This window comes from Thioclava sp. ISO4 (assembly GCF_058105145.1).
Genome location: NZ_CM176571.1, coordinates 3,844,636 through 3,866,311, shown reverse-complemented (window position 1 = coordinate 3,866,311; position 21,676 = coordinate 3,844,636). Strand labels below are relative to the sequence as shown.

22 protein-coding genes are annotated in these 21,676 nt (G+C 65.9%); 12 read left to right on the top strand and 10 right to left on the bottom strand.

The genetic code is table 11. The annotated features are described in order from the left end of the window. Nucleotides 1-56: 56 nt before the first annotated feature. Nucleotides 57-1,322 (bottom strand): phosphoribosylamine--glycine ligase, encoded by a 1,266-nt coding sequence (purD, locus tag AC2TZ7_RS18795; RefSeq protein WP_489865363.1) that lies wholly within the window; start codon nt 1,320-1,322, stop codon nt 57-59. A gap of 93 nt (nt 1,323-1,415) precedes the next feature. Here purD and xseA point away from each other — a divergent pair, with 93 nt between their 5' ends. After that, the gene (gene xseA, locus AC2TZ7_RS18790; RefSeq protein WP_489865362.1) at nt 1,416-2,996 is read left to right on the top strand and encodes an exodeoxyribonuclease VII large subunit; all 1,581 of its coding nucleotides are present in this window, start codon (nt 1,416-1,418) and stop codon (nt 2,994-2,996) included. Nucleotides 2,997-2,999: 3 nt separating this feature from the next. Here the strand turns inward: xseA and AC2TZ7_RS18785 are convergent, their stop codons facing one another. Together AC2TZ7_RS18785 and AC2TZ7_RS18780 are read right to left on the bottom strand one after the other, a co-directional pair. Further along, entirely contained in the window at nt 3,000-3,422 is a 423-nt protein-coding gene (locus tag AC2TZ7_RS18785; protein WP_489865361.1) for a hypothetical protein, read from the bottom strand. A gap of 54 nt (nt 3,423-3,476) precedes the next feature. Beyond that, nucleotides 3,477-4,670, bottom strand: coding sequence for an alkane 1-monooxygenase (locus tag AC2TZ7_RS18780; protein ID WP_489865360.1), 1,194 nt, complete (start codon nt 4,668-4,670; stop codon nt 3,477-3,479). Between the two features lie 122 nt (nt 4,671-4,792). On the opposite strand from AC2TZ7_RS18780, the gene AC2TZ7_RS18775 reads away from it, so the two are divergent. The 7 genes from AC2TZ7_RS18775 (at nt 4,793) to AC2TZ7_RS18745 (ending at nt 11,389) form a co-directional block, all read left to right on the top strand. Next, nucleotides 4,793-5,431 carry a lysoplasmalogenase family protein gene (locus tag AC2TZ7_RS18775; RefSeq protein ID WP_489865359.1) on the top strand — a complete coding sequence of 213 codons (639 nt, stop codon included), beginning with the start codon at nt 4,793-4,795 and terminating at the stop codon, nt 5,429-5,431. 55 nt (nt 5,432-5,486) lie between these two features. Next, entirely contained in the window at nt 5,487-6,761 is a 1,275-nt protein-coding gene (gene ftsY / locus AC2TZ7_RS18770; protein ID WP_489865358.1) for a signal recognition particle-docking protein FtsY, read from the top strand. A gap of 184 nt (nt 6,762-6,945) precedes the next feature. Continuing rightward, nucleotides 6,946-7,848, top strand: a complete 903-nt coding sequence (locus AC2TZ7_RS18765; protein WP_489865357.1) for an EamA family transporter — start codon at nt 6,946-6,948, stop codon at nt 7,846-7,848. Between the two features lie 6 nt (nt 7,849-7,854). Next, the gene (locus AC2TZ7_RS18760) at nt 7,855-8,466 is read left to right on the top strand and encodes an inner membrane-spanning protein YciB (RefSeq protein WP_098410362.1); all 612 of its coding nucleotides are present in this window, start codon (nt 7,855-7,857) and stop codon (nt 8,464-8,466) included. A 66-nt stretch (nt 8,467-8,532) separates the two neighbouring features. Further along, nucleotides 8,533-9,342 carry an exodeoxyribonuclease III gene (xth, locus tag AC2TZ7_RS18755; RefSeq protein WP_489865356.1) on the top strand — a complete coding sequence of 270 codons (810 nt, stop codon included), beginning with the start codon at nt 8,533-8,535 and terminating at the stop codon, nt 9,340-9,342. A gap of 76 nt (nt 9,343-9,418) precedes the next feature. Then, nucleotides 9,419-9,985 carry a peroxidase-related enzyme gene (locus tag AC2TZ7_RS18750; protein WP_489865355.1) on the top strand — a complete coding sequence of 189 codons (567 nt, stop codon included), beginning with the start codon at nt 9,419-9,421 and terminating at the stop codon, nt 9,983-9,985. A gap of 66 nt (nt 9,986-10,051) precedes the next feature. Then, a complete protein-coding gene (locus AC2TZ7_RS18745; RefSeq protein WP_489865354.1) occupies nt 10,052-11,389 on the top strand; it encodes an 8-oxoguanine deaminase in 1,338 nt (445 codons plus the stop codon). Here the strand turns inward: AC2TZ7_RS18745 and AC2TZ7_RS18740 are convergent. Together AC2TZ7_RS18740 and guaD are read right to left on the bottom strand one after the other, a co-directional pair. After that, a complete protein-coding gene (locus AC2TZ7_RS18740) occupies nt 11,379-12,110 on the bottom strand; it encodes a hypothetical protein (RefSeq protein ID WP_489865353.1) in 732 nt (243 codons plus the stop codon). The two genes, AC2TZ7_RS18745 and AC2TZ7_RS18740, sit on opposite strands and share 11 nt — an antisense overlap. Beyond that, a complete protein-coding gene (gene guaD / locus AC2TZ7_RS18735; RefSeq protein WP_489865352.1) occupies nt 12,107-13,390 on the bottom strand; it encodes a guanine deaminase in 1,284 nt (427 codons plus the stop codon). Before guaD ends, AC2TZ7_RS18740 begins: the two co-directional genes overlap by 4 nt. 146 nt (nt 13,391-13,536) lie before the next feature. Here guaD and mgtE point away from each other — a divergent pair, with 146 nt between their 5' ends. Continuing rightward, the gene (gene mgtE, locus AC2TZ7_RS18730; protein WP_134331868.1) at nt 13,537-14,922 is read left to right on the top strand and encodes a magnesium transporter; all 1,386 of its coding nucleotides are present in this window, start codon (nt 13,537-13,539) and stop codon (nt 14,920-14,922) included. After that, nucleotides 14,919-15,455, top strand: a complete 537-nt coding sequence (locus AC2TZ7_RS18725) for a 5-formyltetrahydrofolate cyclo-ligase (RefSeq protein WP_489865351.1) — start codon at nt 14,919-14,921, stop codon at nt 15,453-15,455. Before mgtE ends, AC2TZ7_RS18725 begins: the two co-directional genes overlap by 4 nt. Here AC2TZ7_RS18725 and purU read toward each other — a convergent pair whose 3' ends face one another. The 4 genes from purU to AC2TZ7_RS18705 form a co-directional block, all read right to left on the bottom strand. Beyond that, the gene (gene purU / locus AC2TZ7_RS18720; protein WP_489865350.1) at nt 15,456-16,352 is read right to left on the bottom strand and encodes a formyltetrahydrofolate deformylase; all 897 of its coding nucleotides are present in this window, start codon (nt 16,350-16,352) and stop codon (nt 15,456-15,458) included. Nucleotides 16,353-16,496: 144 nt separating this feature from the next. Then, entirely contained in the window at nt 16,497-17,447 is a 951-nt protein-coding gene (locus AC2TZ7_RS18715) for a cation diffusion facilitator family transporter (protein ID WP_489865349.1), read from the bottom strand. Nucleotides 17,448-17,562: 115 nt separating this feature from the next. After that, nucleotides 17,563-18,324 carry an FG-GAP repeat domain-containing protein gene (locus AC2TZ7_RS18710; protein ID WP_489865348.1) on the bottom strand — a complete coding sequence of 254 codons (762 nt, stop codon included), beginning with the start codon at nt 18,322-18,324 and terminating at the stop codon, nt 17,563-17,565. Next, nucleotides 18,324-18,647 (bottom strand): 2Fe-2S iron-sulfur cluster-binding protein, encoded by a 324-nt coding sequence (locus tag AC2TZ7_RS18705; RefSeq protein ID WP_075776110.1) that lies wholly within the window; start codon nt 18,645-18,647, stop codon nt 18,324-18,326. The genes AC2TZ7_RS18710 and AC2TZ7_RS18705 overlap by 1 nt, the downstream gene beginning before the upstream one ends. 166 nt (nt 18,648-18,813) lie before the next feature. Here AC2TZ7_RS18705 and AC2TZ7_RS18700 point away from each other — a divergent pair, with 166 nt between their 5' ends. Beyond that, a complete protein-coding gene (locus AC2TZ7_RS18700) occupies nt 18,814-19,377 on the top strand; it encodes a peptidoglycan-binding domain-containing protein (RefSeq protein ID WP_489865347.1) in 564 nt (187 codons plus the stop codon). Between the two features lie 110 nt (nt 19,378-19,487). Then, nucleotides 19,488-20,726 carry an MFS transporter gene (locus AC2TZ7_RS18695; protein WP_489865346.1) on the top strand — a complete coding sequence of 413 codons (1,239 nt, stop codon included), beginning with the start codon at nt 19,488-19,490 and terminating at the stop codon, nt 20,724-20,726. Between the two features lie 194 nt (nt 20,727-20,920). On the opposite strand, the gene AC2TZ7_RS18690 is transcribed toward AC2TZ7_RS18695, so the two are convergent. Further along, complete coding sequence (locus AC2TZ7_RS18690) at nt 20,921-21,628, bottom strand: DNA helicase (protein WP_489865345.1); 708 nt, start codon at nt 21,626-21,628, stop codon at nt 20,921-20,923. Nucleotides 21,629-21,676 lie beyond the last annotated feature (48 nt).

Below are 21,676 nucleotides of genomic sequence, written 5' to 3'. Positions count from 1 at the left end.
TATCCCGGGGGTAAGGCCGTCAGGCCGAGGGGGCAGAGCCCCCTCTACCCCTCGGGTCAGCTCAGCGCCCGCCAGCCGATATCGCGGCGACAGAAGCCTTCGGGCCAGTCGATCGCGTCGATCATCGCATAGGCCCGGTCGCGCGCTTCCTGCAGGCTCTCGCCGCGGGCCGTGACGTTGAGAACGCGACCGCCGCTCGCAACGACATGTCCGTCTTTCTCGGAGGTGCCGGCGTGGAAGACCATGCGCGTGCCATCCTCGGGCAGCGCGTCGAGCCCGCCGATCGCCGAGCCTTTCTCATAGGCGCCGGGATAGCCCTGCGCGGCCATGACCACCGTCATCGCGTGATCGGGCGCCCATTGCGCCTGCACCTCGCCCAGACGCCCTTCCGCGCAGGCCAGCAGCAGGTCGAGTACCTGTGCGCCCAGCCGCAGCATCAGCACCTGACATTCGGGATCGCCGAAGCGCACGTTGTATTCCACGAGCCGCGGTTGGCCATCCTTGATCATCAGCCCGGCATAGAGCACGCCCTGAAACGGCGTGCCGCGCTTGGCCATCTCGGCCACGGTGGGGCGCACGATCTCGTCCATCGCCTTCGCCTCGATCTCGGGGCTCAGGATCGGGGCGGGGGAATAGGCCCCCATGCCGCCGGTATTCGGGCCGGTATCGCCTTCGCCGACGCGCTTGTGATCCTGCGCGCCGCCCACGGCCAGCACGTTCTCGCCATCGCACAGCACGAAGAGCGAGGCTTCTTCGCCCTCCATGAATTCCTCGATCACGACTTCCGCGCCCGCGCTTCCGAACGCGCCGCCGAAAATCTCGTCGATGCCGTTGAAGGCCTCATCGAGCGTCATCGCGACGATCACGCCTTTGCCCGCGGCCAGGCCGTCTGCCTTGACCACGATCGGGGCGCCCTGTTCGCGGACATAGCCCTTCGCGCCTTCCGCGCTGGTGAAGCGGGCATAGGCTGCAGTGGGCGCGTTGCAGGCGTCGCAAATCTCTTTCGTGAAGGCTTTCGAGGCTTCCAGCTTGGCCGCTTCCGCCGAGGGGCCGAAGGTCAAGATGTTCTGCGCGCGCAGCGCATCGGCCACGCCCGCAGCCAGCGGGGCTTCCGGCCCGATCACCACGAAATCGACCGCATTGGCCTCGCAGAGTTCCAGCACCGCCGCCGCATCGTTCGGATCGATCGCCGCGCAATCGGCGATCTGCGCGATCCCGGCATTGCCCGGGGCCACGATCAGCCGGTCGCATTTCGGATTTTGCTTGATCGCCCAAGCCAGCGCATGTTCGCGCCCGCCGCCGCCCAGAACCAGAATGTTCATCGCTCGCCCCCTTGGCCTTCGCTTTCCCGCCTTCTAAGCTGCGCGAAACCCTGAGGCAAGGCGCCCCGGACCAACGCTCAAGCAGGCAGGCATATGGACCTTCTCGACGACGAAAACGGCTCGAACGCGCATGATTACACGGTCTCCGAGATTTCGGGGGCGGTGAAGCGCGTGATAGAGGGGGAATTCGGTCGCGTCCGGGTGCGCGGCGAAGTGGGCCGTGTGTCGATGCCGCGCTCGGGCCATATGTATTTCGACCTCAAGGACGACCGCTCGGTGATCGCCGCCGTCAGCTGGAAGGGGCAGGTGGCAAAGATGCAGGTCCGCCCCGAGGAAGGGATGGAGGTCATCGCCACCGGCCGGATGACGACTTTCGCGGGCCAGTCGAAATACCAGCTGATCGTCGACAATGTCGAACCGGCGGGCGCGGGCGCGCTGATGGCGATGCTGGAGGCGCGGCGCAAGGCGCTGGCCGCCGAGGGGCTGTTCGACGCGGGCCGCAAGAAGCCCATTCCGTGGCTGCCGCAGGTGATCGGCGTGGTGACCTCGCCCTCGGGGGCGGTGATCCGCGACATCCTGCACAGGCTCGCCGATCGCTTCCCGCGCCATGTGTTGATCTGGCCGGTCGCGGTGCAGGGGCAGGCCTGCGCGCCGGAAGTGGCGCGCGCGGTGCGGGGCTTCAACGCGCTGGCGCCGGGCGGGGAGATCCCGCGCCCCGATCTGATCATCGTCGCGCGCGGCGGCGGCTCGATCGAAGACCTTTGGGGGTTCAACGAAGAGGCTGTGGTGCGCGCCGTGGCCGAAAGCGACATCCCGGTGATCTCGGCGGTGGGCCACGAGACCGATACGACGCTGGTGGATCACGCCGCTGACCGGCGCGCGCCCACGCCCACGGCGGCGGCGGAAATGGCGGTGCCGGTGCGCGCCGAACTGGCCGCGTGGCTGTCCGAGGCGCAGACGCGGATGATGCGGGCGGCGCGGGGGCGGCTCGATCAGCGCGGCCAACGGCTGCGCGATCTGGCGCGTGGGCTGGGTCGTCCCGAGGCGCTGACGCAACCGGCGCGGCAAAGCTTCGATCTCTGGGCCGAGCGGCTGGGCCCTGCACTGCGCACGCTGGTCCTGCGCAAGAATACCCGTTTCGCGCCGCTGGCTGCGCAAATCTCGCCGAACCTGCTGCGGCGCTTCATCCGGGATCGCTCGCGTGAGATCGACGGTTTGTCGGCGCGGCTCGTGCCTGCGCCTGCGGCGCGGATGCGGCGCGCGACCCAGGATCACGTGCAGCTTGCGCGGCGGCTGGACGCGGCGCGGGTGCGGATGATCGGCGATGCGCAGCGGCGCAACCGCGAGGGCGCCGAGCGGCTGGCGGGGCTGGAAGCCCGGCTCGAGCGCTCCTTGCCCGCGCGGCTCGAGGTGCAGCGCGAACGGCTCGAACGGCTCGATCGGATGCGCCAGACGCTGGGCTATACCGAGACGCTCAAGCGCGGCTATGCGGTAGTGCGCGGCCCCGACGGCGTGGTGACCTCGCAAGCGGTGGCAGAGAAGCAGCCCGGTCTCGAGATCGAGTTCGCCGATGGCAAGCTTGCGGTCATTCCGGGCGGGGGCGGCAGTGCGACCGCGCCGAAGCCGAAGAAGAAAAAGCCCGATCCTGGCCCGTCTCAGGGCAGTCTGTTCTGAGGCTTAGACGCCCACATCCGGGCCCTGACAGATCAGCGGGTCGTGGCTTTCCGACAGGCTCACCAGCGGCTCCTGCGAGGGATCGCCTTTGAACTGCGCGACCAGCCCCTGCGCCGTATCGTAGAAGGTCCAGCATTGCAGCGGCGCGTATTCGCCGTAATCGAAGCAGATATACTGCCCGTCCTGATACCAGTCGCCTTCCTTGCACTCGCTTTCGGTGAAGGCCCAGATCACCTTGTGGCCGGGCTTGTATTGCTCGGACCCGTAGGGTTGGCCGAAGACCGAATAGGTGATGGTGCGCCCGACGGTGCGCTGATCGAATTGCTCCGCATTGAGCGGTGGTCCCAGCGGGTCGGCAGCCGCCGCCAGCGTCGGTTTCAGGGCCAAGGCCGCGAGGGACAATGTCAGGATCGGGATCGGGCGCATGGGGGGGCTCCGGCAAGGTCTTTCACCCAACCTGCCAGATCGCGGCCCGCTTGCCTAGCGCGCGCTGGGCGCGCCGGCGTCGGCCGGCTTGTCGGGGCGCAGCGCCTTCACGCGCTTGTCCATGACCCGGCGCCAGAGCGGCGGGAACAGCGCCAGCGCCGCCATCGCGGGCAGGCTGCGCGGCAGAACAGGCCGCCGCGGCTCGGTCAGGTCGCCAAGTCGCAGCGCCGGGTATTCCCGCGCCGGATGCGCGTGGTGATCCGAATGGCGCGGCGCGTTGAGCATCCACAGCGAGGTGATCGGCGCGGGCGCATCCCAGCTGTGATGCGCATCGACCGGATCGAAACTGCCATCGCCACGGCGTTTGCGTGACAACCCGTAATGCTGAACGTAATCGGCGAGCAGGATCTGCACCTGCGCATAGGCGCAGAGCATCAGGTAAGCCACCACGCCCTCGGCCCCGAAGAGCATCCCGAACAGCACCGCGAACCACAGCCCGCCCAGCAGATAGGACGGGTAGGGGCCGAGCCGCGCGATCCTCGCCTTGATCCGCGCGCTCAGCGGCGCTTTCGGGTCGATCGCTGGCAGCCGGGCAAAGCGGTTGCGCTCCATCTCGTAGCCGCCGACGAAGCTACCGATCCAGGCCCGCGGCGCAAAGGACCAGAACCCCTCTCCAAGCTGCGCGGAATTCGGATCGTCCGGCGTCGCGACGAAGCGGTGATGGACGAGCCGATGCGCCGAGGTGTGATGCCCGAAGAGCAGCGAGATATAGACCCATTTCCCCAGCAGAAACAGCCGTTTGTCCGAGCGATGGATCATCTCATGCGCATTGGAATTCGACACCTGACCGAAGAACAGTCCGAAGGACAGCCAGACCGCGATCCAGCTTGGCCCCTCCAGCAGCGTATGCCCCGACATCGCCGCCACGCCGAGCACGAGCAGCACGAAATGCACCACCGCCAGCGTCGTCGACAGCGTATCCGCTGCCGGGAATTCCGAGCCTTCCGGCGCATCAGGAGAGGGATGCTTCAGCGCCTCATCCAAGATGAACATGCACAGCCCGATCCAGACCAGCGCCGCCCAGGCCGCGATCCCGCCGAAGACGCCCGCCACCAGCAGAAGCGGTACAGGCAGAAGCGTCACCACCGCGAAACTGTCGACCCCGGGGATCTCGCGCGACCGCCGCAGCAGATTTGCAATTGCTCCGCTCAGGCGGCGCTTGCGTGAAGGGTCTTTGCCTTGGGTCACGTGCTGCGGGTCCGCTTCGCTCACTCTCAATAGTGCAATGGTTTTGCGCTATTCTTTCGCCAATTTCGACCCTTTTATGACCCCGCTTGCGGCGGCCGGGCTTTTCTGCGCGAGATGTGGCCATGATGTCCGCAGCCCCGATCAGCCTCTTCATCGCCGCCGTCTTCGCGCTGATTTACCTCGTGCGCCATGCAGGCGCGGGCGAAAGCGGCGCGAAAACCCTTGTGAAGACCGCCTCCGTCGTGGCGCTGATTCCGATGGCGGCGGCCATGGGCGCGCCGCTTGCGATCCTCGCAGGTCTCGCGCTCGGGGCGGCGGGCGATTTCGCCCTGTCGCGTCCCGGTCAACGGGCCTTTCTGATCGGCATGGCGGCCTTCGCGGCGGGGCATCTGGCCTATCTTCTGGGGTTTCTCGACATCGGCGCGCGGCCCTCCGCATGGACCATCCCGCTTATCGCCCTGGGGCTCTCGGCGGAGTTCTGGCTGCTGCCGCGCACTGGCGGGCTGTGCTGGCCGGTGCGCAGCTATATCTGGATCATCGTGGCGATGGCGGCGGTAGCGATGGGCCTGCCTGCGGGCTATCTGATGGTGATCTTGGGCAGCCTCGCCTTCGTCCTCTCCGACCTGATCCTCGCGCTGGAGATGTTCGTGCTGCGCGACGCAGGCCGCAAACAGCTGGCGGCACGCGCGCTCTGGGTGCTCTACTGGGGCGGTCAGGCCTTGATCGGCTGGGGCGCGGGATCGGGTTTTGCCGGGGGATAAGCCTTCCATCCGGGTCTGCGATGAACTAGGTGGAGCGTAAGGAAAGGCCTGATCCATGTCGTTTTTCAAAAAGCTCAAATCGCGTCTGACGCGTTCCTCCTCCAAGCTCGAGCAGGGCCTCGAGGATATCGTCGCCGAGAATGCGGCCAGTGAAGACGAGGTCGCGGAGACGCCGGAGCCTTCTGCGCCCGCGACGCCCGCAGAGACCTCCCCCGAGGTGGCGCCGCAGACCCGCACTGAACCCGCCCCGGAACCGGAGCCTGAGGCAGAGCCTGAGCCGCAGCACAGCGAGACGATCAACCTTCCCGATCCGACCCCGCCCGCGCCCGGCTACGTGCCCGCGCCGGTGACCGAACCGGTCGAGGAGGAACACGCGCAGATCGCCAAGGCGCCGCTCGACGTCGAGCCCGCGCCCGAGCGTCCCAGCCCCGAGCCGAAGAAGCCCGGCCTTCTGGGCCGCATCTTCGGAGGTGGCGAGGCGAAACCCGCCGAGCCGCGCCGCGTCCTTGATGACGAGATGCTCGAAAGCCTTGAGGAATTGCTGATCGCCTCCGACATGGGCGTCGACACCGCGCTGCGCGTCTCGGCAAACCTCGCTGAGGGGCGGATGGGCCGCAAGCTCTCGGTCTCCGAGATCAAGGGGCTTCTGGCCCAAGAGGTCGCCCGGATCATGGAGCCGGTCGCGAAACCGCTGCCGCTCTATCCGAAGAAGCCGCAGGTCGTGCTGGTGGTGGGCGTCAACGGCTCGGGCAAGACCACGACGATCGGCAAGCTCGCCTCGCAATTCCGCGCAGCCGGCAAGCAGGTCGTGATCGCGGCGGGCGACACGTTCCGTGCAGCCGCGGTCGAACAGCTGCAGGTCTGGGGCGATCGCGCCGGCGTGCCGGTCCTGACCGCGCCCGAAGGCTCGGACCCGGCCTCGCTCGCCTATGACGCGATGAAGAAGGCCGAGGCCGAAGGCGCGGATCTGCTGATGATCGATACCGCAGGCCGCTTGCAGAACCGCGCCGACCTGATGGAGGAGCTGGCCAAGATCGTCCGCGTGATCCGCAAGGTCGACGAGAGCGCGCCGCATAACACGCTTCTCGTGCTCGATGCGACGACGGGGCAGAACGCGCTCCAGCAGGTCGATGTGTTCCGCAAGATCTCGAACGTGTCGGGGCTGGTGATGACAAAGCTCGACGGCACCGCGAAGGGTGGCGTTCTGGTGGCGCTGGCCGACAAGTTCGGCCTGCCGATCCACGCGATCGGGGTGGGCGAACAGCTCGACGATCTGGCACCCTTCGACCCGGAGGAATTCGCGCAGGCCCTCGTCGGTCTCGAAGATTGACACTGCGAAGGGGGGTGCCGCCCCCCCCCCCGCGCTTGCGCACTCCCCCGGGGTTATTTGTGCAAGAGCGAAGAGAGGGATGCGCCTTTCCTCTTCCCCTTGGTCGAAATATCCCGGGGGTGAATGGCCCTAAGGCCAGAGGGGGCAGCGCCCCCTAGCCCCCGAGATCATGAAGGACTTCCCCTTGAGCGACTGGATCATCTCCGTTTCGGGCACCGAGACCGGCAAGCACCTCGCGCTGGGCCTCGCGCTGCTCGCGGCCTTTCTTCATGCGCTGTTCGGGGCGCTGCAGAAGGGGCGTCACGATCCGTGGCTCAGCCGCGCCGCGATCGATGCGAGCTACGGGATCATCGCAGCCCCCTTCGCGCTCTTCGTCGTGCCGTGGCCCGAGCCCTTCATGTGGCCGGTCTTCGTGGGCGTCTTCTTCATCCATGTCGCCTACAAGCTGCTGCAGGCGGCCTGTTACCAGCGCGGGGCCTATACGGTGGTCTATCCGGTGGTGCGCGGCACCGGGCCGCTTTTCGCGGTCATCGGCGCGGGGTTCATCTTCGGCGAGCATTTCACGATCGGCCAATGGGCCGGGGTGGCGACGCTTCTGGCAGGCATCTACGGGCTTGCGATCTACAATCTGCGCCATGTGACGGTCGATCGCGAGACGATGGTGCCCGCCCTGATGCTGGCCGTGGCGACCGGCGCCTTCGTCGCGCTCTATACCACTTATGACGCCTATGGCATCCGCGCGACCGCCGATCCGTTCACCTTCCTTGTGTGGTTCTTCTTCATCGACGGCTGGTTCATGCCGATCTTCACCGCGCGGCGCTGGACGAAGCTGCCGAGTTCGGAAATGGTGCCGCTCGTCAAAAGGGGTGTTATCGGCGCGATTGTTGCTTATTTCTCCTTTGGCTCGATCATGTTGGCGACACGGCTCGACAAGGTGGGCGAGGCGGCGGTGCTGCGCGAGACCTCGACGGTCTTCGCAGCGCTCATCGGTTGGCTCGTGCTGGGCGAGAAAGTGGGGCCGCGGCGCACGGCTCTGATGGCGCTGATCGCGGCAGGGGCCGTGATCGTTGAGATAGCAGGCAGGTAAAGGCAGATGGCAGAGAAAAAGATTTCCCCCTGGGTGAAAGCGGCGCTCGACTGGGGGCCGCTCATCGTGTTCTTCGTCGCCTTCAACCGGCTCAAGGACGGCACCTACACGATCCTCGGCACCGATTACTCGGGCTTCGTCGTGGCCACTGCGCTGTTCATCCCGCTGATCGCGGCGACGACGCTGATTCTGTGGCTGCTGACCGGCAAGCTCTCGGCGATGCAGATCGCGACGCTCGTGCTGGTGGCGATCTTCGGCGGGCTGTCGGTCTGGCTGAACGATCCGACCTTCTTCAAGATGAAGCCCACGATCATCTACCTGCTGTTTGCGGGCATCCTCGGGGCCGGATTGCTGCGCGGCAAGGCGTGGCTGCAACTGGTGATGAACGAGGCGATGCCGATGGCGCATGAAGGCTGGATGATCCTGACCAAGCGCTTCGTCTGGCTGTTTCTGGGCCTTGCCGTGGCCAATGAGGTCGTCTGGCGCACGATGTCGGACGCGCATTGGGTCGATTTCAAGACCTTCGGTCTGCCGATCATCATGATCGCCTTCATCATGTCGCAGGCGAAGCTGTTCGAGCGTCACGGGATCGACACGGAGGAAAGCGAGGAGGGCTAACTCCGCCCTGTCCGCGCCCGCCGCGATCCGTTACACCTTTCGCGACTGCCAAACCCGGAGCCGCTCATGAAAATCGCCACCTTCAACATCAACGGCATCAAGGCGCGCCATCAGGCGCTGGTCGATTGGCTGAAGGAGGCCGAGCCCGACGTGGCTTTGCTGCAGGAGATCAAGTCGGTCGACGAGGGTTTTCCGCGCGAGATCTTCGAAGAGCTGGGCTATTCCGTCGAGACGCACGGCCAGAAAAGCTTCAACGGCGTCGCGATCCTCTCGAAGCTGCCTTTGGAGGATGTGACGCGCGGCCTGCCCGGGGACGAGGGCGACGAACAGGCGCGCTGGATCGAGGCCATCGTGGTCGGCGACAAGGGTGCGGTGCGGCTCTGTGGTCTCTACCTGCCCAATGGCAACCCGGTGGAGCTGGACGATGCAGGCCAACCCGTCGAAGGCGGAAAATACGCCTACAAGCTGTCATGGATGGAGCGGATGAAGGCGCGCGCGAAAGAGCTGCTGGCGCTGGAAGAGCCTTTCGTGATGGGGGGCGATTACAATATCATCCCGCAGGACGAAGATGCCGCGAAACCCGAGGCGTGGCGCGGTGATGCGCTGGCGCTGCCGCAAAGCCGCGAAGCCTTCCGCCGTATCCTCAATCTCGGCTTCACCGAGGCGTTCCGCGCCCGCGTGCATGGGCCGGGGCATTACTCCTTCTGGGACTATCAGGCGGGTGCCTGGCAGAAGAATAACGGCATCCGGATCGACCATCTGTTGCTGTCGCCGCAGGCGGCGGATCTGCTGCGCGATGTCGGCATCGACAAGGAAATCCGCGGCCGCGACAAGCCCTCGGATCACGTGCCGGTCTGGATCACGCTCGACCTCTGAGCGCGATTGCCGCAACGTCATTTCCTCGGCCCCTTCGCGACTGTGCATAGTGGCGGCGGAAGAGAGGAGACCCCACATGCAAGACAAGATCAGCCGGCATCCGGTGCCGAAACTCGCAGACATGCCCGAGGATATCCGCACGCGGATCGAGGCGGTGCAGGAGAAGGCCGGGTTTGTCCCGAACATCTTCCTCGCGCTGGCGCACCGGCCCGACGAGTGCCGCGCCTTCTTCGCCTATCATGACGCGCTGATGGAGAAGCCCGGCAACCTGACCATTGCCGAGCGCGAGATGATCGTGGTGGCGACCTCGGCGGCCAATGAGTGCCAGTATTGCGTGATCGCGCATGGGGCGATCCTGCGTATCCGCGCGAAGAACCCGCTGATCGCCGATCAGGTCGCAGTGAATTACCGCAAGTCCGAGATCACACCGCGCCAGCGTGCGATGCTCGATTTCGCGATGAAGGTGAGCCTGCGCGCGCAGGAGGTCGAGGAGGCCGATTACGAAGCGCTGCGCGCCCACGGGTTCACCGATGACGATATCTGGGACATCGGCGCGATCACCGCGTTTTTCGGCCTGTCGAACCGCTTGGTGAACATGGCTGCGATCCCGCCGAACCCTGAGTTCTACGCGATGGGGCGCTGAGCGCCTCTGGTCTTCGCCCATCCGCGCGGTCTAGGCTCTGGCGAAATCAGTCAGTAGGAGCGCGCGATGGGCGAGATCTTGATCCGGGGCGCCGAGGTGGTCGTCACGATGGACGGCACCCGGCGCGAGCTGAAGGGCGCGGATCTGCTGCTGCGCGACGGGCAGATTGCCGCCGTCGGGCCGGGGCTGGAAAGCCCGGGCGAGCTGGTCGAGGCTGCGGGCTGTGTCGTCACGCCGGGCCTCGTGAACACCCATCATCACCTCTACCAGACGCTGACCCGCGCGGTGCCGGGCGGACAGGATGCGCTGCTATTTGGCTGGCTGCAGACGCTCTACCCGATCTGGGCGAAGATGGGTCCCGAGGAAATCCGCGTCTCGGCGCAGGTGGGACTGGCGGAGCTGGCGCTGACCGGCTGCACCACCAGTTCCGATCATCTGTATATGTATCCGAATGGCGCGCGGCTGGAGGACACGATCCACGCCGCCGCCGAGCTGGGCCTGCGGTTTCATCCCACGCGCGGCGCGATGAGCATCGGCGAGAGCGATGGTGGCCTACCGCCCGATAGTCTGGTCGAGCGCGAGGACGCGATCCTGAACGACTGCATCCGGGTCGTCGACGCGTTCCACGATGCGGGCGAGGGCTCGATGTGCCGGGTGGGGATCGCGCCGTGCTCACCGTTTTCCGTCTCGCGCGAACTGATGCGCGACGCGGCGCTGCTGGCGCGCGACAAGGGCGTGATGCTGCACACCCATCTGGCCGAGAATGACGAGGATATTTCCTACAGCTTGGAGCAGTTCGGCTGCCGTCCGGGGCAATATGCCGAGGATCTCGGTTGGACCGGCGAGGATGTCTGGCACGCACATTGCGTGAAGCTCGACGCGGGCGAGATCGACCTGTTTGCGCGCACTACGACGGGGGTTGCGCATTGTCCGTGCTCGAACTGCCGTCTGGGCTCGGGCATCGCGCCGGTGCGCCAGATGCGCGATGCGGGGGTGAAGGTGGCTCTCGGCGTCGATGGCTCGGCGTCGAACGATGCAGGCTCCCTCATCGGCGAGGCGCGCATGGCGATGCTGCTGCAGCGGGTGCAAAACGGCGCCGACGCGATGGCTGCGCGCGAGGCGCTGGAGATCGCGACTTTGGGCGGGGCGCAGGTGCTGGGCCGCCCCGATTGCGGGGTACTCGCCCCCGGAAAACGCGCGGATGTGGCGATCTGGGATGTCTCGGGGCTGGAGGCGGCGGGCGCATGGGATCCGGTCGCGGCGCTGGTGCTGTGCGGGCCGCCCAAGGTGAAACATCTCTTCGTCGAGGGCCGTCAGGTGGTGCGCGACGGGCAGGTGGTAACGATCGACCTGCCGCGCGTGATCGAGACGCAAAACCGCCTCGCATCAGCACTTATGGGCTGAATTTCTCGCGCCGCACGGCCCCGGCGGCGCTGGCGATCCGCAGCAGGCGGCGACGGTCGCCTGCAAGGGCGGCCTCCATCAGCCCCGATAGCCCGCCGCGCGCCTTCAGATGCGGCCCGAGGTCGGAATGGCCGAGATCGGGGAAGACCAGGTGGTCGACGTTTTCTGCGCGCGGGAAGGGCATGGCCTGATCGAGATCGTCATGCGCGCCGTGGCACAGGATCGCCCAGCAGGGCGCGGGCGGAAGCGGCGTGGTCTCGCGGGCGAAATGGTCGATCCGAGAGGTCCATTCGCTCCAGCGCGTCTCGCCGGGCACGACGCCCGGTTTGACCGAGGCTTGCGGCGACAGCGCGAGCACTACGTCGACCGGGATCACCTCCGCCGCGACCAGCGCCGAGACCGCGCCCATCGAGAGGCCAATGGCAGCGATGCGGGTAACGGGGCGGCGGCGCGTCACCTCTGCCAAGGCGGCGCGCAGGGCAGGGGCAAAGCCCGGATCATTCGCCCAGCTGCGACTGTCATCACTGAAGAACAGCGCCCGGCGCGGGAAGCCGGGCGTGCCGCGCCCTGTGGCGGTGGCGACGAATTCCGGCGCGGGCGGGCGGCTTGGGTCATGGCCGATCGAGGCGAAGGAGATCACCAGATCACCGCCGCCGCCGTCTAGGAAATCGACCGTGAAGGGCGCGCGGGCGTAGATCCTCTCGAAGGCCGGATCGCTCAATGCAGCCGCTTGCCCGCGACCCAGGTGCCCGCAATCGCGCGGTCGTCGCCCATCATGATCGTCGGGAAAATCGCCTCCCAGATATCCTCCGCACGTGCCGCGCGTTGCGAAATGGCAGGCGTCGAGGCGAGGTCGACGGCGATGAAATCCGCCTCCATCCCCGGCGCGAGCGCACCGATCTTGTCGCCCATCCGCATCGACTGAGCCGAGCCCTGCGTGGCCAGCCACCAAAGCTGCGCGGGATGTAGCGGCTGATGCGTCAGCTGCCCGATCTCATAGGCCGCGGCCATGGTGCGCAGCATAGAAAAGCTCGACCCGCCGCCGGTATCGGTGGCCAGCCCGATGCGCTGCCCCTCGGCCAGACGCGTCGGCCAGTCGAACAGCCCCGAGCCGATGAAGGTGTTCGAGGTTGGGCAATGGATCAGCGCCGCGCCGACCTCCTTGATCCGGTCGGCCTCGCGCGGTTCCAGATGGATCGCGTGGCCGTAAAGCGCGTTCTCGCCCAGCAGGCCATAGGTCTCGTAAGTGTCGAGATAGTCGCGCGCGGTGGGATATAGCTCGCGCACCCAGGCGATCTCGTCCACCTGCTCGCTCAGATGGGTCTGCATCAGGCAATCGGGATGCTCCGCCCAGAGCGCGCCCAAGGCGCAAAGCTGATCCGCCGACGAGGTGGGCGAGAAGCGCGGCGTGATGACATAGCTCAGCCGGCCCATCCCGTGCCATTTCTGCAAGAGGATGCGGCTGTCGTCATAGGCCGATTGCGGGGTGTCGCGCAAAGCCTCGGGGGCGTGGCGATCCATGCAGGTCTTGCCCGCCGCAGCGCGCATCCCGCGGGCCTTGGCGGCGGTGAAGAACGCTTCGACGCTGGCGGGATGGATCGTGCAATAGCTGCACATCGATGTCGTGCCGTTCATCAGCGCCAGATCGAGATAGCGGGTCGCGATCTCTTCCGCATGGGCGGGATCGGCGAAGGAAATCTCCTCGGGGAAGGTGTAGGTGTTGAGCCAGTCGATCAGGCGCTTGCCCCAGCTCGCGATGATCGCGGTCTGCGGGTAATGCACATGCGCATCGACGAAACCGGGCGACAGGAGATGGTCGCCATGATCGATGATCTCGGCCTGCGGATGGGCCTCGCGCAGATCGTCGGCCTCGCCCACGGCGGCGATCATACCGCCGTCGATCAGCATACCGCCGCGGCGCCGGTGCGTGACCGCCTCCGGCCCTTCGACAAGTGCGTCGCCACGGTATTCCAGAACCTGCCCGAGATGCAGTTCAGCCATCATTCTCTCCTGTCAGAAGCACCATGCTAGGGCGGGGCGGCGCGAAGGTAAATCTCTGCCGTCGCGGCGCTTCTTTTTCGCCATCGCCCCCCTGTCCATCTGCGAGAAAACAGCTATGTTTCACGCGCGATCCGAACGGGGGCGACATGGCCGAAGCACTTGCCGAAGAGACAGAGCGCGAGGAAGAGGATTATCGGCTGAGCGGAGAGCTGGTCGAGGAAATTCTCGATGCCGTCGAGCAGGAAGATGCAGAGCGCCTGAGCGAGCTGCTCGAGCCCTTGCACGCCGCCGATATCGCCGACCTTATCGAACAGGTCTCCGGCCATGAGCGGCGCGAGATTCTGCGGCTCTGGGGCCGTCAGATCGACGGCGAGATCCTGACCGAGATCGACGAGGGTATCCGCGAGGAGGTTCTCGCGAGCCTGCCGCCGGAAGTTCTGGCCGACGCTGTCCGCGAGCTCGATTCCGATGACGTCGTCGACCTGATCGAAGACCTCGAGGAGCCGCAGCAGGAAGTGATCCTCGGCGCGCTCGACGAGACCGACCGGGCCGCGGTCGAGAAATCGCTGGGTTACCCCGAATATTCCGCCGGTCGTTTGATGCAGCGCGAGGTCGTGACCGCGCCCGAGCATTGGACGGTGGGCGAGACGATCGACTTCCTGCGCAAAGCCAAATGGCTACCCGACCAGTTCTATCACGTGACCCTCGTCGATCCGGGCCATCACCCGGTGGGCAACGTCACTCTGGGACGGATCCTGTCCGCCCCGCGCGCCTCGAAGCTGATCGAGATTTGCGAGGAAGAGTTCCGCAAGATCTCGGCCTATCAGGACGAGGGCGACGTGGCCTATGCGTTCAACCAGTATCACCTGATCTCGGCCCCGGTCGTGGATGAAGACGACCGCTTGGTCGGCGTCATCACCATCGACGACGCGATGTCGGTACTCGACGAGGAACACGAGGAAGATATCCTCCGCCTCGCCGGTGTTGGCGACGAATCCGCGATCTCGGATACCGTTCTGGAAACCGTGCGTCAGCGCCTGCCGTGGCTCTTCGTGAACCTGCTGACGGCGATCCTCGCCTCGGCGGTGATCTCGATCTTCGAAGGCACGATCCAGCAGCTTGTGGCGCTCGCCGTGCTGATGCCCATCGTGGCCTCGATGGGCGGCAATGCGGGCACCCAGACGCTGACGGTTGCGGTGCGTGCGCTCGCGACCCGCGACCTGACCGACAGCAACGTCTGGCGGGTCGTGCGACGCGAAACCATCGTGGGGCTGCTCAACGGTCTGGCCTTCGCGGTGGTGATGGGCGCGGTGGCCGCCTTCTGGTTCTCGGGCGCGCAGCTTGGCATCGTGATCGGGCTGGCGATGGTGATCAACCTCGTGGTGGCCGCCCTGTCGGGCATCCTGATCCCGCTCGCGCTGGAGAAACTCGGCGCGGACCCGGCGCTGGCCTCGGGTACATTCGTCACAACGATGACCGATGTGGTGGGCTTCTTCGCCTTCCTCGGCCTCGCCTCCGTCGTGCTGCTATGAGCAAGGATCTCGCGCGCAAGGACGCTTTCGCGGCGCGCAAGGCCGCCCATGCTGCCGATGACGGGTCGGCGACCCGTGCGCTGACCGCGGCGCTGGAGCCGTTCGCGGGCAAGGTGCTGGCGGGCTATTGGCCGATCCGCACCGAGCCCGATCCGCGCCCGGCGATGGTGGCCCATGGCGGGCCGCTCTGTCTGCCGGTGGTGGTCGCGGAGGCGCAGCCTCTGGTCTTTCACCGCTGGACGCCCGAGACCGAGATGATCTCGGGCGCTTTCGGGGCGCATATCCCGGCAGAGGGTGAGGAGATCATCCCCGAGGTGCTGATCGTGCCGCTACTGGCTTTCGACGCGCAGGGATATCGGCTGGGTTATGGCGGCGGCTTTTACGACCGCACGCTGGAGGGGCTGCGCGCACGCGGCCCCGTCACGGCGATCGGCTTCGCTTTTGCGGCGCAGGAAGTGCCGGAAGTGCCCACCGAGCCGACCGATCAGCCTCTCGACATGATCGTGACCGAGGCGGGCATCCTACATCTTTGATCAGCCCATCCGCTCGGAGGCGTAGGCGCCGGGCGAGGCCGGGAAGACGACCGTCTTGTTGTCGTTCAGGAAGACCCGGTGCTGCACATGGGCGTGGATCGCGCGCGACAGCACCTGCGCCTCGACATCGCGGCCCAGCGAGACGTAATCCGACGGGCTCTGCGCATGGGTGATGCGCACGGTGTCCTGCTCGATGATCGGGCCTTCGTCGAGATCGGCGGTCACGTAATGCGAGGTCGCCCCGATCAGCTTCACACCACGCTCATAGGCCTGCTTGTAGGGGTTCGCGCCCTTGAAGCTCGGCAGGAAGGAGTGGTGGATATTGATGATCCGGCCCGACATCTTCTGGCACAGCGCATCCGACAGGATCTGCATATAGCGCGCCAGCACGATCAGCTCCGCGCCGGACTCGTCGACGACGTCGAGCAGACGCTTCTCTGCCTCGGGTTTGTTCTCTTTCGTCACCTTGATGTGGTGGAAGGGCAGGTCATGGTTCACGACGACCTTCTGATAGGTCATGTGGTTCGACACGACGCCCACGATCTCGATCGGCAGCGCCCCGATGCGCCAGCGATAGAGAAGGTCGTTCAGGCAGTGGCCGAAATTCGACACCATCACCAGAACCTTCATCTTCTCGCGCGAGCTGCGCACCGCCCAGTCCATTTCGAAATCGGTGGCGACCGGCTCGAAGGCGGCGCGGATCGCCTCGGCATCCTTGCCCTTCTCGGAGACGAAGCTCACGCGCATGAAGAACTGGCCCGTCTTCGGGTCGTCATACTGATGCGAGTCGGTGATGTTGCAGCCCTGATCGGCCAACACGTTCGCGATCCCCGCGACGATCCCCCGCGTCGAGGGGCAGGCAACGGTGAGAACGTAAGCGTCGGCAGTCTGGGTCATGTCGCATCCCTTTTGATCTTTCGCCCGGTTTCCTAGCGCGCCGGGGGTGGGGACACAATCACCCCGAGTCCGGAGAGGGGCGCGGGAGAAAGCGACGGCGTTGCGGTGAAAAGCGGCATCGCGTCGGGGGCGCGGCGCGCGGCCTCAGGCCGCAGCGCCCTCGGGCTGCGTGCCGCGCAGAGACTCGATTTCGAGGAAGACGCTCGAAACCTCCGGGTGGGCTTCGTGGGTTTTCCTCTGCGCCGCCTCCACCGCGTGGAAGATCGCGTCGGGCGAGAGGCCGGGGCGCATCTTCAGCTCGATATTCACCAGCACCTGATCGGGCGCGAAATGCATCGTCAGAAGCCGTTTGACCTCTGCGACCTCGTCGAACCCGGTCGCGATCTCGCGGATCGACTCGCGCACGTCGCGGTCTGCGGCCTCGCCCATGATCAGCGCGCGGGTCTCGTAGACCAGAATGATCGCCACGACGATCAGGATGAGCCCGATGACGATGGAGGCCGCGCCGTCGAAGAACGGGTTCTCAAAGGTCACCGAAAGATAGACGCCAAGCGCGGCCGCGAGGATGCCCAGAAGCGCCGCGCTGTCCTCGGCGACGACGACGAAGATCGACGGATCCTTGGAGCGGCGGAAGGCCTTGAAATAGCCTTCGCCCGGTTTGCGCTGCTTCAGAAGCTGGCGGATCGCGATGACCCAGGAGGTGCCCTCGGCGAGGAAGGCCACGAGCAGCACGCCATAGTTCCAGATCGGTTTCTCGATCGGTTCTGGGTTCTGGATATGAACGATACCCTCATAGATCGAGAGCCCGCCGCCGATCGCAAACAGCAGCATCGCGACGACGAGCGACCAGAAATACAGCTCCTTGCCATAGCCGAACGGGTGCTTTTCGTCCGGCGCCTTGCGGCTGCGTTTGTGGCCCAGCAACAGCAGCCCCTCATTGCCGGTATCGACCACCGAGTGAAAGGCCTCCGCCAGCATGGATGAGCTGCCCGTGAAGGCCGCGGCCACGAATTTCGCGATGGCGATCAGAAGGTTCGCGGCGAGCGCCCCATAGACGGCAATCGGCTTTTCTTCGGAAGCTTGGGCTTCGGCCATGAAGGGGATCCTGCAGCTGGGCGCGCGACGGGGAGGAACGACCGCGCGCCGGTGTCGTGATGCAGGGGTAACAAGAGCGGGGGCAGGGCGGTTCCCGGGGCAGGTGCGGCAGGGATCAGCCGTTGCAGTTCAGCGCTGTAGCGAAGCCCGCTGGCGAGGTGTCGCGGCCAAGGCGTGTCCATGCCACGGTTTGCTTGGGCGTGACGGAGAGCGATAGCAACGCGGACCAGTCGAAACTGGCGACGATCATCTCGGGACCAGAGCCGCAATCGCGCACCCCGCCCAGGATCGTGTCAGAGCCGAGGTGGTGATTGGTGAAAGAGCCGCCCGCGAAAAGGGGCTGCAAAGCGCCGTCGCGATACTCGAAGAGGCGCAGCACGCCCAACCGATGCGGCGCGTCGATCAGCGCGATGTCGCGATGCCCGTTGCCATTGAAATCCGCGACGCCGATGGGCGCGAGCCAATGGTTCGGCTCTCCCACGAAATCGGTCGCGGCGAGGAATTCCGGTTTGCCCGATTTCACCGTGAGCACCAGAAGCCGCGAGCCGAACTTCAGATGCGATTGCACCACGACCACCTCGGCGATGCCGTCGCCGTCGAGGTCGCTCAGGCGCGGGGCGGTGTCCTCATAGACCATGTCAGGGTCGAGGCGCCGGTCATAGGTCAGGGTGCTGTGGCCCGAGAACAGCCCCTTGGGACTGCCCGCCTTGCGGGTCACGTCGATCTGGAGATTTGCGAATTCATGATCGGGGCCGAGCGCGCCGTGACCATAGCGGTCCGTCGGCTCGGTGAACTGCGCGGCGACCGACATCTCGGCCCGCGCGGGCAGGGCGGCAGCGGTGACCAGCGCGAAGGCGAGGGCCACCGCGCGGCGCATCAGATCTGCTTTTCGGGAAGGTTGACGATCAAACCGTCGAGCTCGTCCGTGACCTTGATCTGGCAGGTCAGGCGCGAAGTGACGGGATCGGGCTCGTAAGCGAAATCGAGCATGTCCTCTTCCATCGGATCGCGCGGAGGCAGTTTCTCGATCCAGTCCTTGTCGACATAGACATGGCAGGTCGAACAGGCGCAGGCGCCGCCGCAATCGGCGTCGATGCCGGGCACGCCATTGTCGCGCGCACCTTCCATCACGGTCATGCCGGGCTTCACGTCGATCTCGTGACGGGTGCCGTTGAATTCGACATAGGTGATTTTCGCCATAGCTCGGGGCCTCTTGTTCGTAATCAAAACGCGCTTGCCGGCGGGGCCGGTCGCAAGTGATCTAAGCTGCTTTCGGCGATTTGGCCAGAGGTGGGCTGTCACGGGCAAGGGATTGCCGCAGCGTAGATATCGGCTAGTGTGCCGGCCGAGGCAGGCGGAGACGAGAATGCGGCAGATCGCTGAAAACTTCGGCACGGCGCGGGCGGTGCTGGTGGCTCTGGGTGTGACGATGGGGCTGGCGGGCTGTCAGCCCGCAGCGCAGGGCTCGGAGGCCGCGCCGAAGGACCCGCCCGCCAAGACGCTCGCCCATGTGCTGCAAAGCCGCCCGCCCGCCGACGACGCGCAGGGATGTTTCACCCAGCTCAAAGGCCCGGCCAAGGTCGAGACCGTGACCGGGCAGGTGCAGGTGCTCCCCGAACAGCGCGACCCGAAGACCGGCCAGGTCACGCAGCCCGCGATCTATCGCGAATTGAGCGGCCAGAAGCTCGTCGACAGCGGCAAGCCGCGCTATTTCGAATCCGTCTGCTCGGAGGATCTGACGCCCGCTTTCGTTGCGATGACCCAGCGTGCGCTGGCGCTGCGCGGGCTTTATTCCGGCCCCGCCGACGGCAAGCTGGACCCGGCGACGGGCCGCGCGATCGCGGCCTATCAGGCGCCGCGCGGCCTCGACAGCCCGACGCTCTCAGTCCGCGCCGCGCAGGAACTGGGTCTCTATATCTGGTCGAACTGAGGCCGTCCGCGCCCGCCATCGCAGCGCCGCACACCCCTTTGCGCAGGCGGCGGGGTTGTGCCCACGGGGGGAACGGTCTCTAACCGGGGGCCAAGGGATCAGGGGGCATCATGCAAAAGCTTTTCGGCAGCAACCTTCGCTTCATGCGCGACAATGCCCGCTGGCTCGGCGCGGGGTTCCTGCTGACGCTGTTCTCCTCCTTCGGGCAGACCTTCTTCATCGGCCTGTCGGGCAATGACATCCGGGCAACTTTCGGCCTGTCGGGCGGCACCTTCGGGGCGCTCTACATGGTGGCGACGCTGGCCTCGGCCTCGACGCTGCCGTTTCTGGGGCGCACGCTCGACCTGATGCCCGGCTGGAAGGTCGTGCGCTTCACCATTCCGCTGCTCGCGCTGGCCTGTGTCGGGATCACGCTCGCGCCGAACCTGATCTTCCTGACGCTCGCGATCTACATGCTGCGGCTCTTCGGGCAGGGCATGATGACCGAGATCGCCTTCACCGAGATCGGCCGCTGGTTCGTCGCGAGCCGTGGCAAGGCGATGTCGCTGATCGTGCCGGGCCAGCCTTTCGGCTCTGCGGTGCTGCCGGTTCTGGTGGTGCTGATCGCGCAGATGAGCGGCAATTGGCATCTCGCGTGGTGGCTCTCGGCCGGGGTGCTGGTCTTGATCGCCTGGCCATTCCTGATGCGGCTGATGCAGGTCGAGCGGGTGCCCAACGCGACCGAGGTGCAATCGAGCGCCTCTGGCACCGCGCGCGACTGGACCCGCGCTGAGGTGATCCGCGATCCGGTCCTCTACATGCTGCTGGCGGGGCTGCTCGCGCCGCCCTTCATCGGCACGGTGATCTTCTTTCACCAAGGCTACCTGACCGAGCTGCGCGGCTACTCCCCGCTCGCCTTCGCAGCCGCCTTCCCGGTGATGTCCCTCGCAACGGTGGGCTTCGGCTTCGTCTGCGGCGGGTTGATCGACCGCTTCGGAGCGCTGCGCCTGCTGCCCTTCGTTCTGGCCCCGCTGACGCTTGCCTCGCTGACGGTCGCCTTGGTCACGCCGGTTTGGGGCGTCTATGCCTTCATGGCGCTGCTTGGCATGTCGAACGGGTTTTCCGGGACGCTGATGGGCGCGCTCTGGCCCGAGGTCTACGGGGTGAAGAACCTCGGCGGCATCCGCGCGATCATCGTGGCCTCGATGGTGCTCTCGACCGCAGTGGGGCCGGGGATCACGGGTGTGCTGATCGATATGGGCGTGGAGCTGCCGACCCAGATGCTGGGCATGGCGGTCTGGTGCGTGATCGCCGCCGGGAGCCTGACGATCGCCTCGCGCCGGGTGCGGGCGCGCGAAGCGATGCAATGAAACAGGCGCCCCGCGGGCCAGCCCTTTGCAGTAAATGGTGCAGCGTGGGGCCGAACGCCTTGTAGGCGCAGCGCATGTCGATCAGCGGCTCCCGACAAGATCTTCGGGAGCTGTCTGCGGCGGATGCCAGCTAAGCGGACGGAGCTGCCGGTCGCGGTTCGCCAGTGCTATGGCAAGCGCACTGGCGGATTTTGTCAGATCAAGCTTTGGAAATAAACCTTGCCCGCGTTCAAGAAGCAGGCTTTGGAGAAGGCGCCCGATGGAATTGGGTTCGGAAGGCGAAGGTCTGAAAGACCAGGCACCGAAGCTGCCTCTGGCTCATAGGAGCGGTCAATCTGAGAAATCGTAGCAAGAATGACGCCAGTGTCGCGAGCAAAGGCTTGCAACACTCCCACCTGCTCTGAAAGCGGGGGCGTGGTCCTCCGCTGGTCAAGAATCTGGAGGTAATCAATCACCGCTACCGTGCCCATCGGTGAGCCTGCCAGATGGTTGATGATGTAGTCGGCACAGATATCATCCGTGGCAATGATTTCCGGCGGGGGCTCCGGCAGCGGGGCCGCAAGAGCGCGAAAGCGCTCCATTGCCTCTCGTTCCGTATATTCAAGGGAAAACAATGTACTCTGCCGCCCTTCAAGTGCTGCATCAAGCAGAAGCCTCAGCCCTTGACGTGTCTTCCCATGTCCTGGCCGTGCTGCGATTAAGAGCATGTCCCCATTCGAGAGCTGGGGGAGCAATGCGCCGGCATCGGCATTTTTCGAGACATGTGCGGCTAGCAGGCTCCACGCCGTGAAGCCTTCATCCGCAGCGATACGGGCCTGCGCTTGATGAAGCGGAATATTCTGGTCTCGCGCCAACAGCTTGGCGCGGCGTTTCAATTGATAGATCGGTGCGGATAGCCGCATCACGGAACCTCCATTCCGAGCCGGAAACGCAACCCCTCCTTATGCGAA

Excerpts from the sequence above, each read along its gene's own strand:
- guaD (WP_489865352.1), bottom strand. The coding sequence starts at position 13,390 with ATGGCTGAACTGCATCTCGGGCAGGTTCTGGAATACCGTGGCGACGCA.
- xth (WP_489865356.1), top strand. The coding sequence starts at position 8,533 with ATGAAAATCGCCACCTTCAACATCAACGGCATCAAGGCGCGCCATCAG.
- AC2TZ7_RS18700 (WP_489865347.1), top strand. The coding sequence starts at position 18,814 with ATGCGGCAGATCGCTGAAAACTTCGGCACGGCGCGGGCGGTGCTGGTG.
- AC2TZ7_RS18760 (WP_098410362.1), top strand. The coding sequence starts at position 7,855 with ATGGCAGAGAAAAAGATTTCCCCCTGGGTGAAAGCGGCGCTCGACTGG.
- AC2TZ7_RS18715 (WP_489865349.1), bottom strand. The coding sequence starts at position 17,447 with ATGGCCGAAGCCCAAGCTTCCGAAGAAAAGCCGATTGCCGTCTATGGG.
- AC2TZ7_RS18750 (WP_489865355.1), top strand. The coding sequence starts at position 9,419 with ATGCAAGACAAGATCAGCCGGCATCCGGTGCCGAAACTCGCAGACATG.
- AC2TZ7_RS18705 (WP_075776110.1), bottom strand. The coding sequence starts at position 18,647 with ATGGCGAAAATCACCTATGTCGAATTCAACGGCACCCGTCACGAGATC.
- purD (WP_489865363.1), bottom strand. The coding sequence starts at position 1,322 with ATGAACATTCTGGTTCTGGGCGGCGGCGGGCGCGAACATGCGCTGGCT.
- AC2TZ7_RS18695 (WP_489865346.1), top strand. The coding sequence starts at position 19,488 with ATGCAAAAGCTTTTCGGCAGCAACCTTCGCTTCATGCGCGACAATGCC.
- ftsY (WP_489865358.1), top strand. The coding sequence starts at position 5,487 with ATGTCGTTTTTCAAAAAGCTCAAATCGCGTCTGACGCGTTCCTCCTCC.
- AC2TZ7_RS18690 (WP_489865345.1), bottom strand. The coding sequence starts at position 21,628 with ATGCGGCTATCCGCACCGATCTATCAATTGAAACGCCGCGCCAAGCTG.
- mgtE (WP_134331868.1), top strand. The coding sequence starts at position 13,537 with ATGGCCGAAGCACTTGCCGAAGAGACAGAGCGCGAGGAAGAGGATTAT.
- AC2TZ7_RS18775 (WP_489865359.1), top strand. The coding sequence starts at position 4,793 with ATGATGTCCGCAGCCCCGATCAGCCTCTTCATCGCCGCCGTCTTCGCG.
- purU (WP_489865350.1), bottom strand. The coding sequence starts at position 16,352 with ATGACCCAGACTGCCGACGCTTACGTTCTCACCGTTGCCTGCCCCTCG.
- AC2TZ7_RS18710 (WP_489865348.1), bottom strand. The coding sequence starts at position 18,324 with ATGCGCCGCGCGGTGGCCCTCGCCTTCGCGCTGGTCACCGCTGCCGCC.
- AC2TZ7_RS18785 (WP_489865361.1), bottom strand. The coding sequence starts at position 3,422 with ATGCGCCCGATCCCGATCCTGACATTGTCCCTCGCGGCCTTGGCCCTG.
- AC2TZ7_RS18725 (WP_489865351.1), top strand. The coding sequence starts at position 14,919 with ATGAGCAAGGATCTCGCGCGCAAGGACGCTTTCGCGGCGCGCAAGGCC.
- AC2TZ7_RS18745 (WP_489865354.1), top strand. The coding sequence starts at position 10,052 with ATGGGCGAGATCTTGATCCGGGGCGCCGAGGTGGTCGTCACGATGGAC.
- xseA (WP_489865362.1), top strand. The coding sequence starts at position 1,416 with ATGGACCTTCTCGACGACGAAAACGGCTCGAACGCGCATGATTACACG.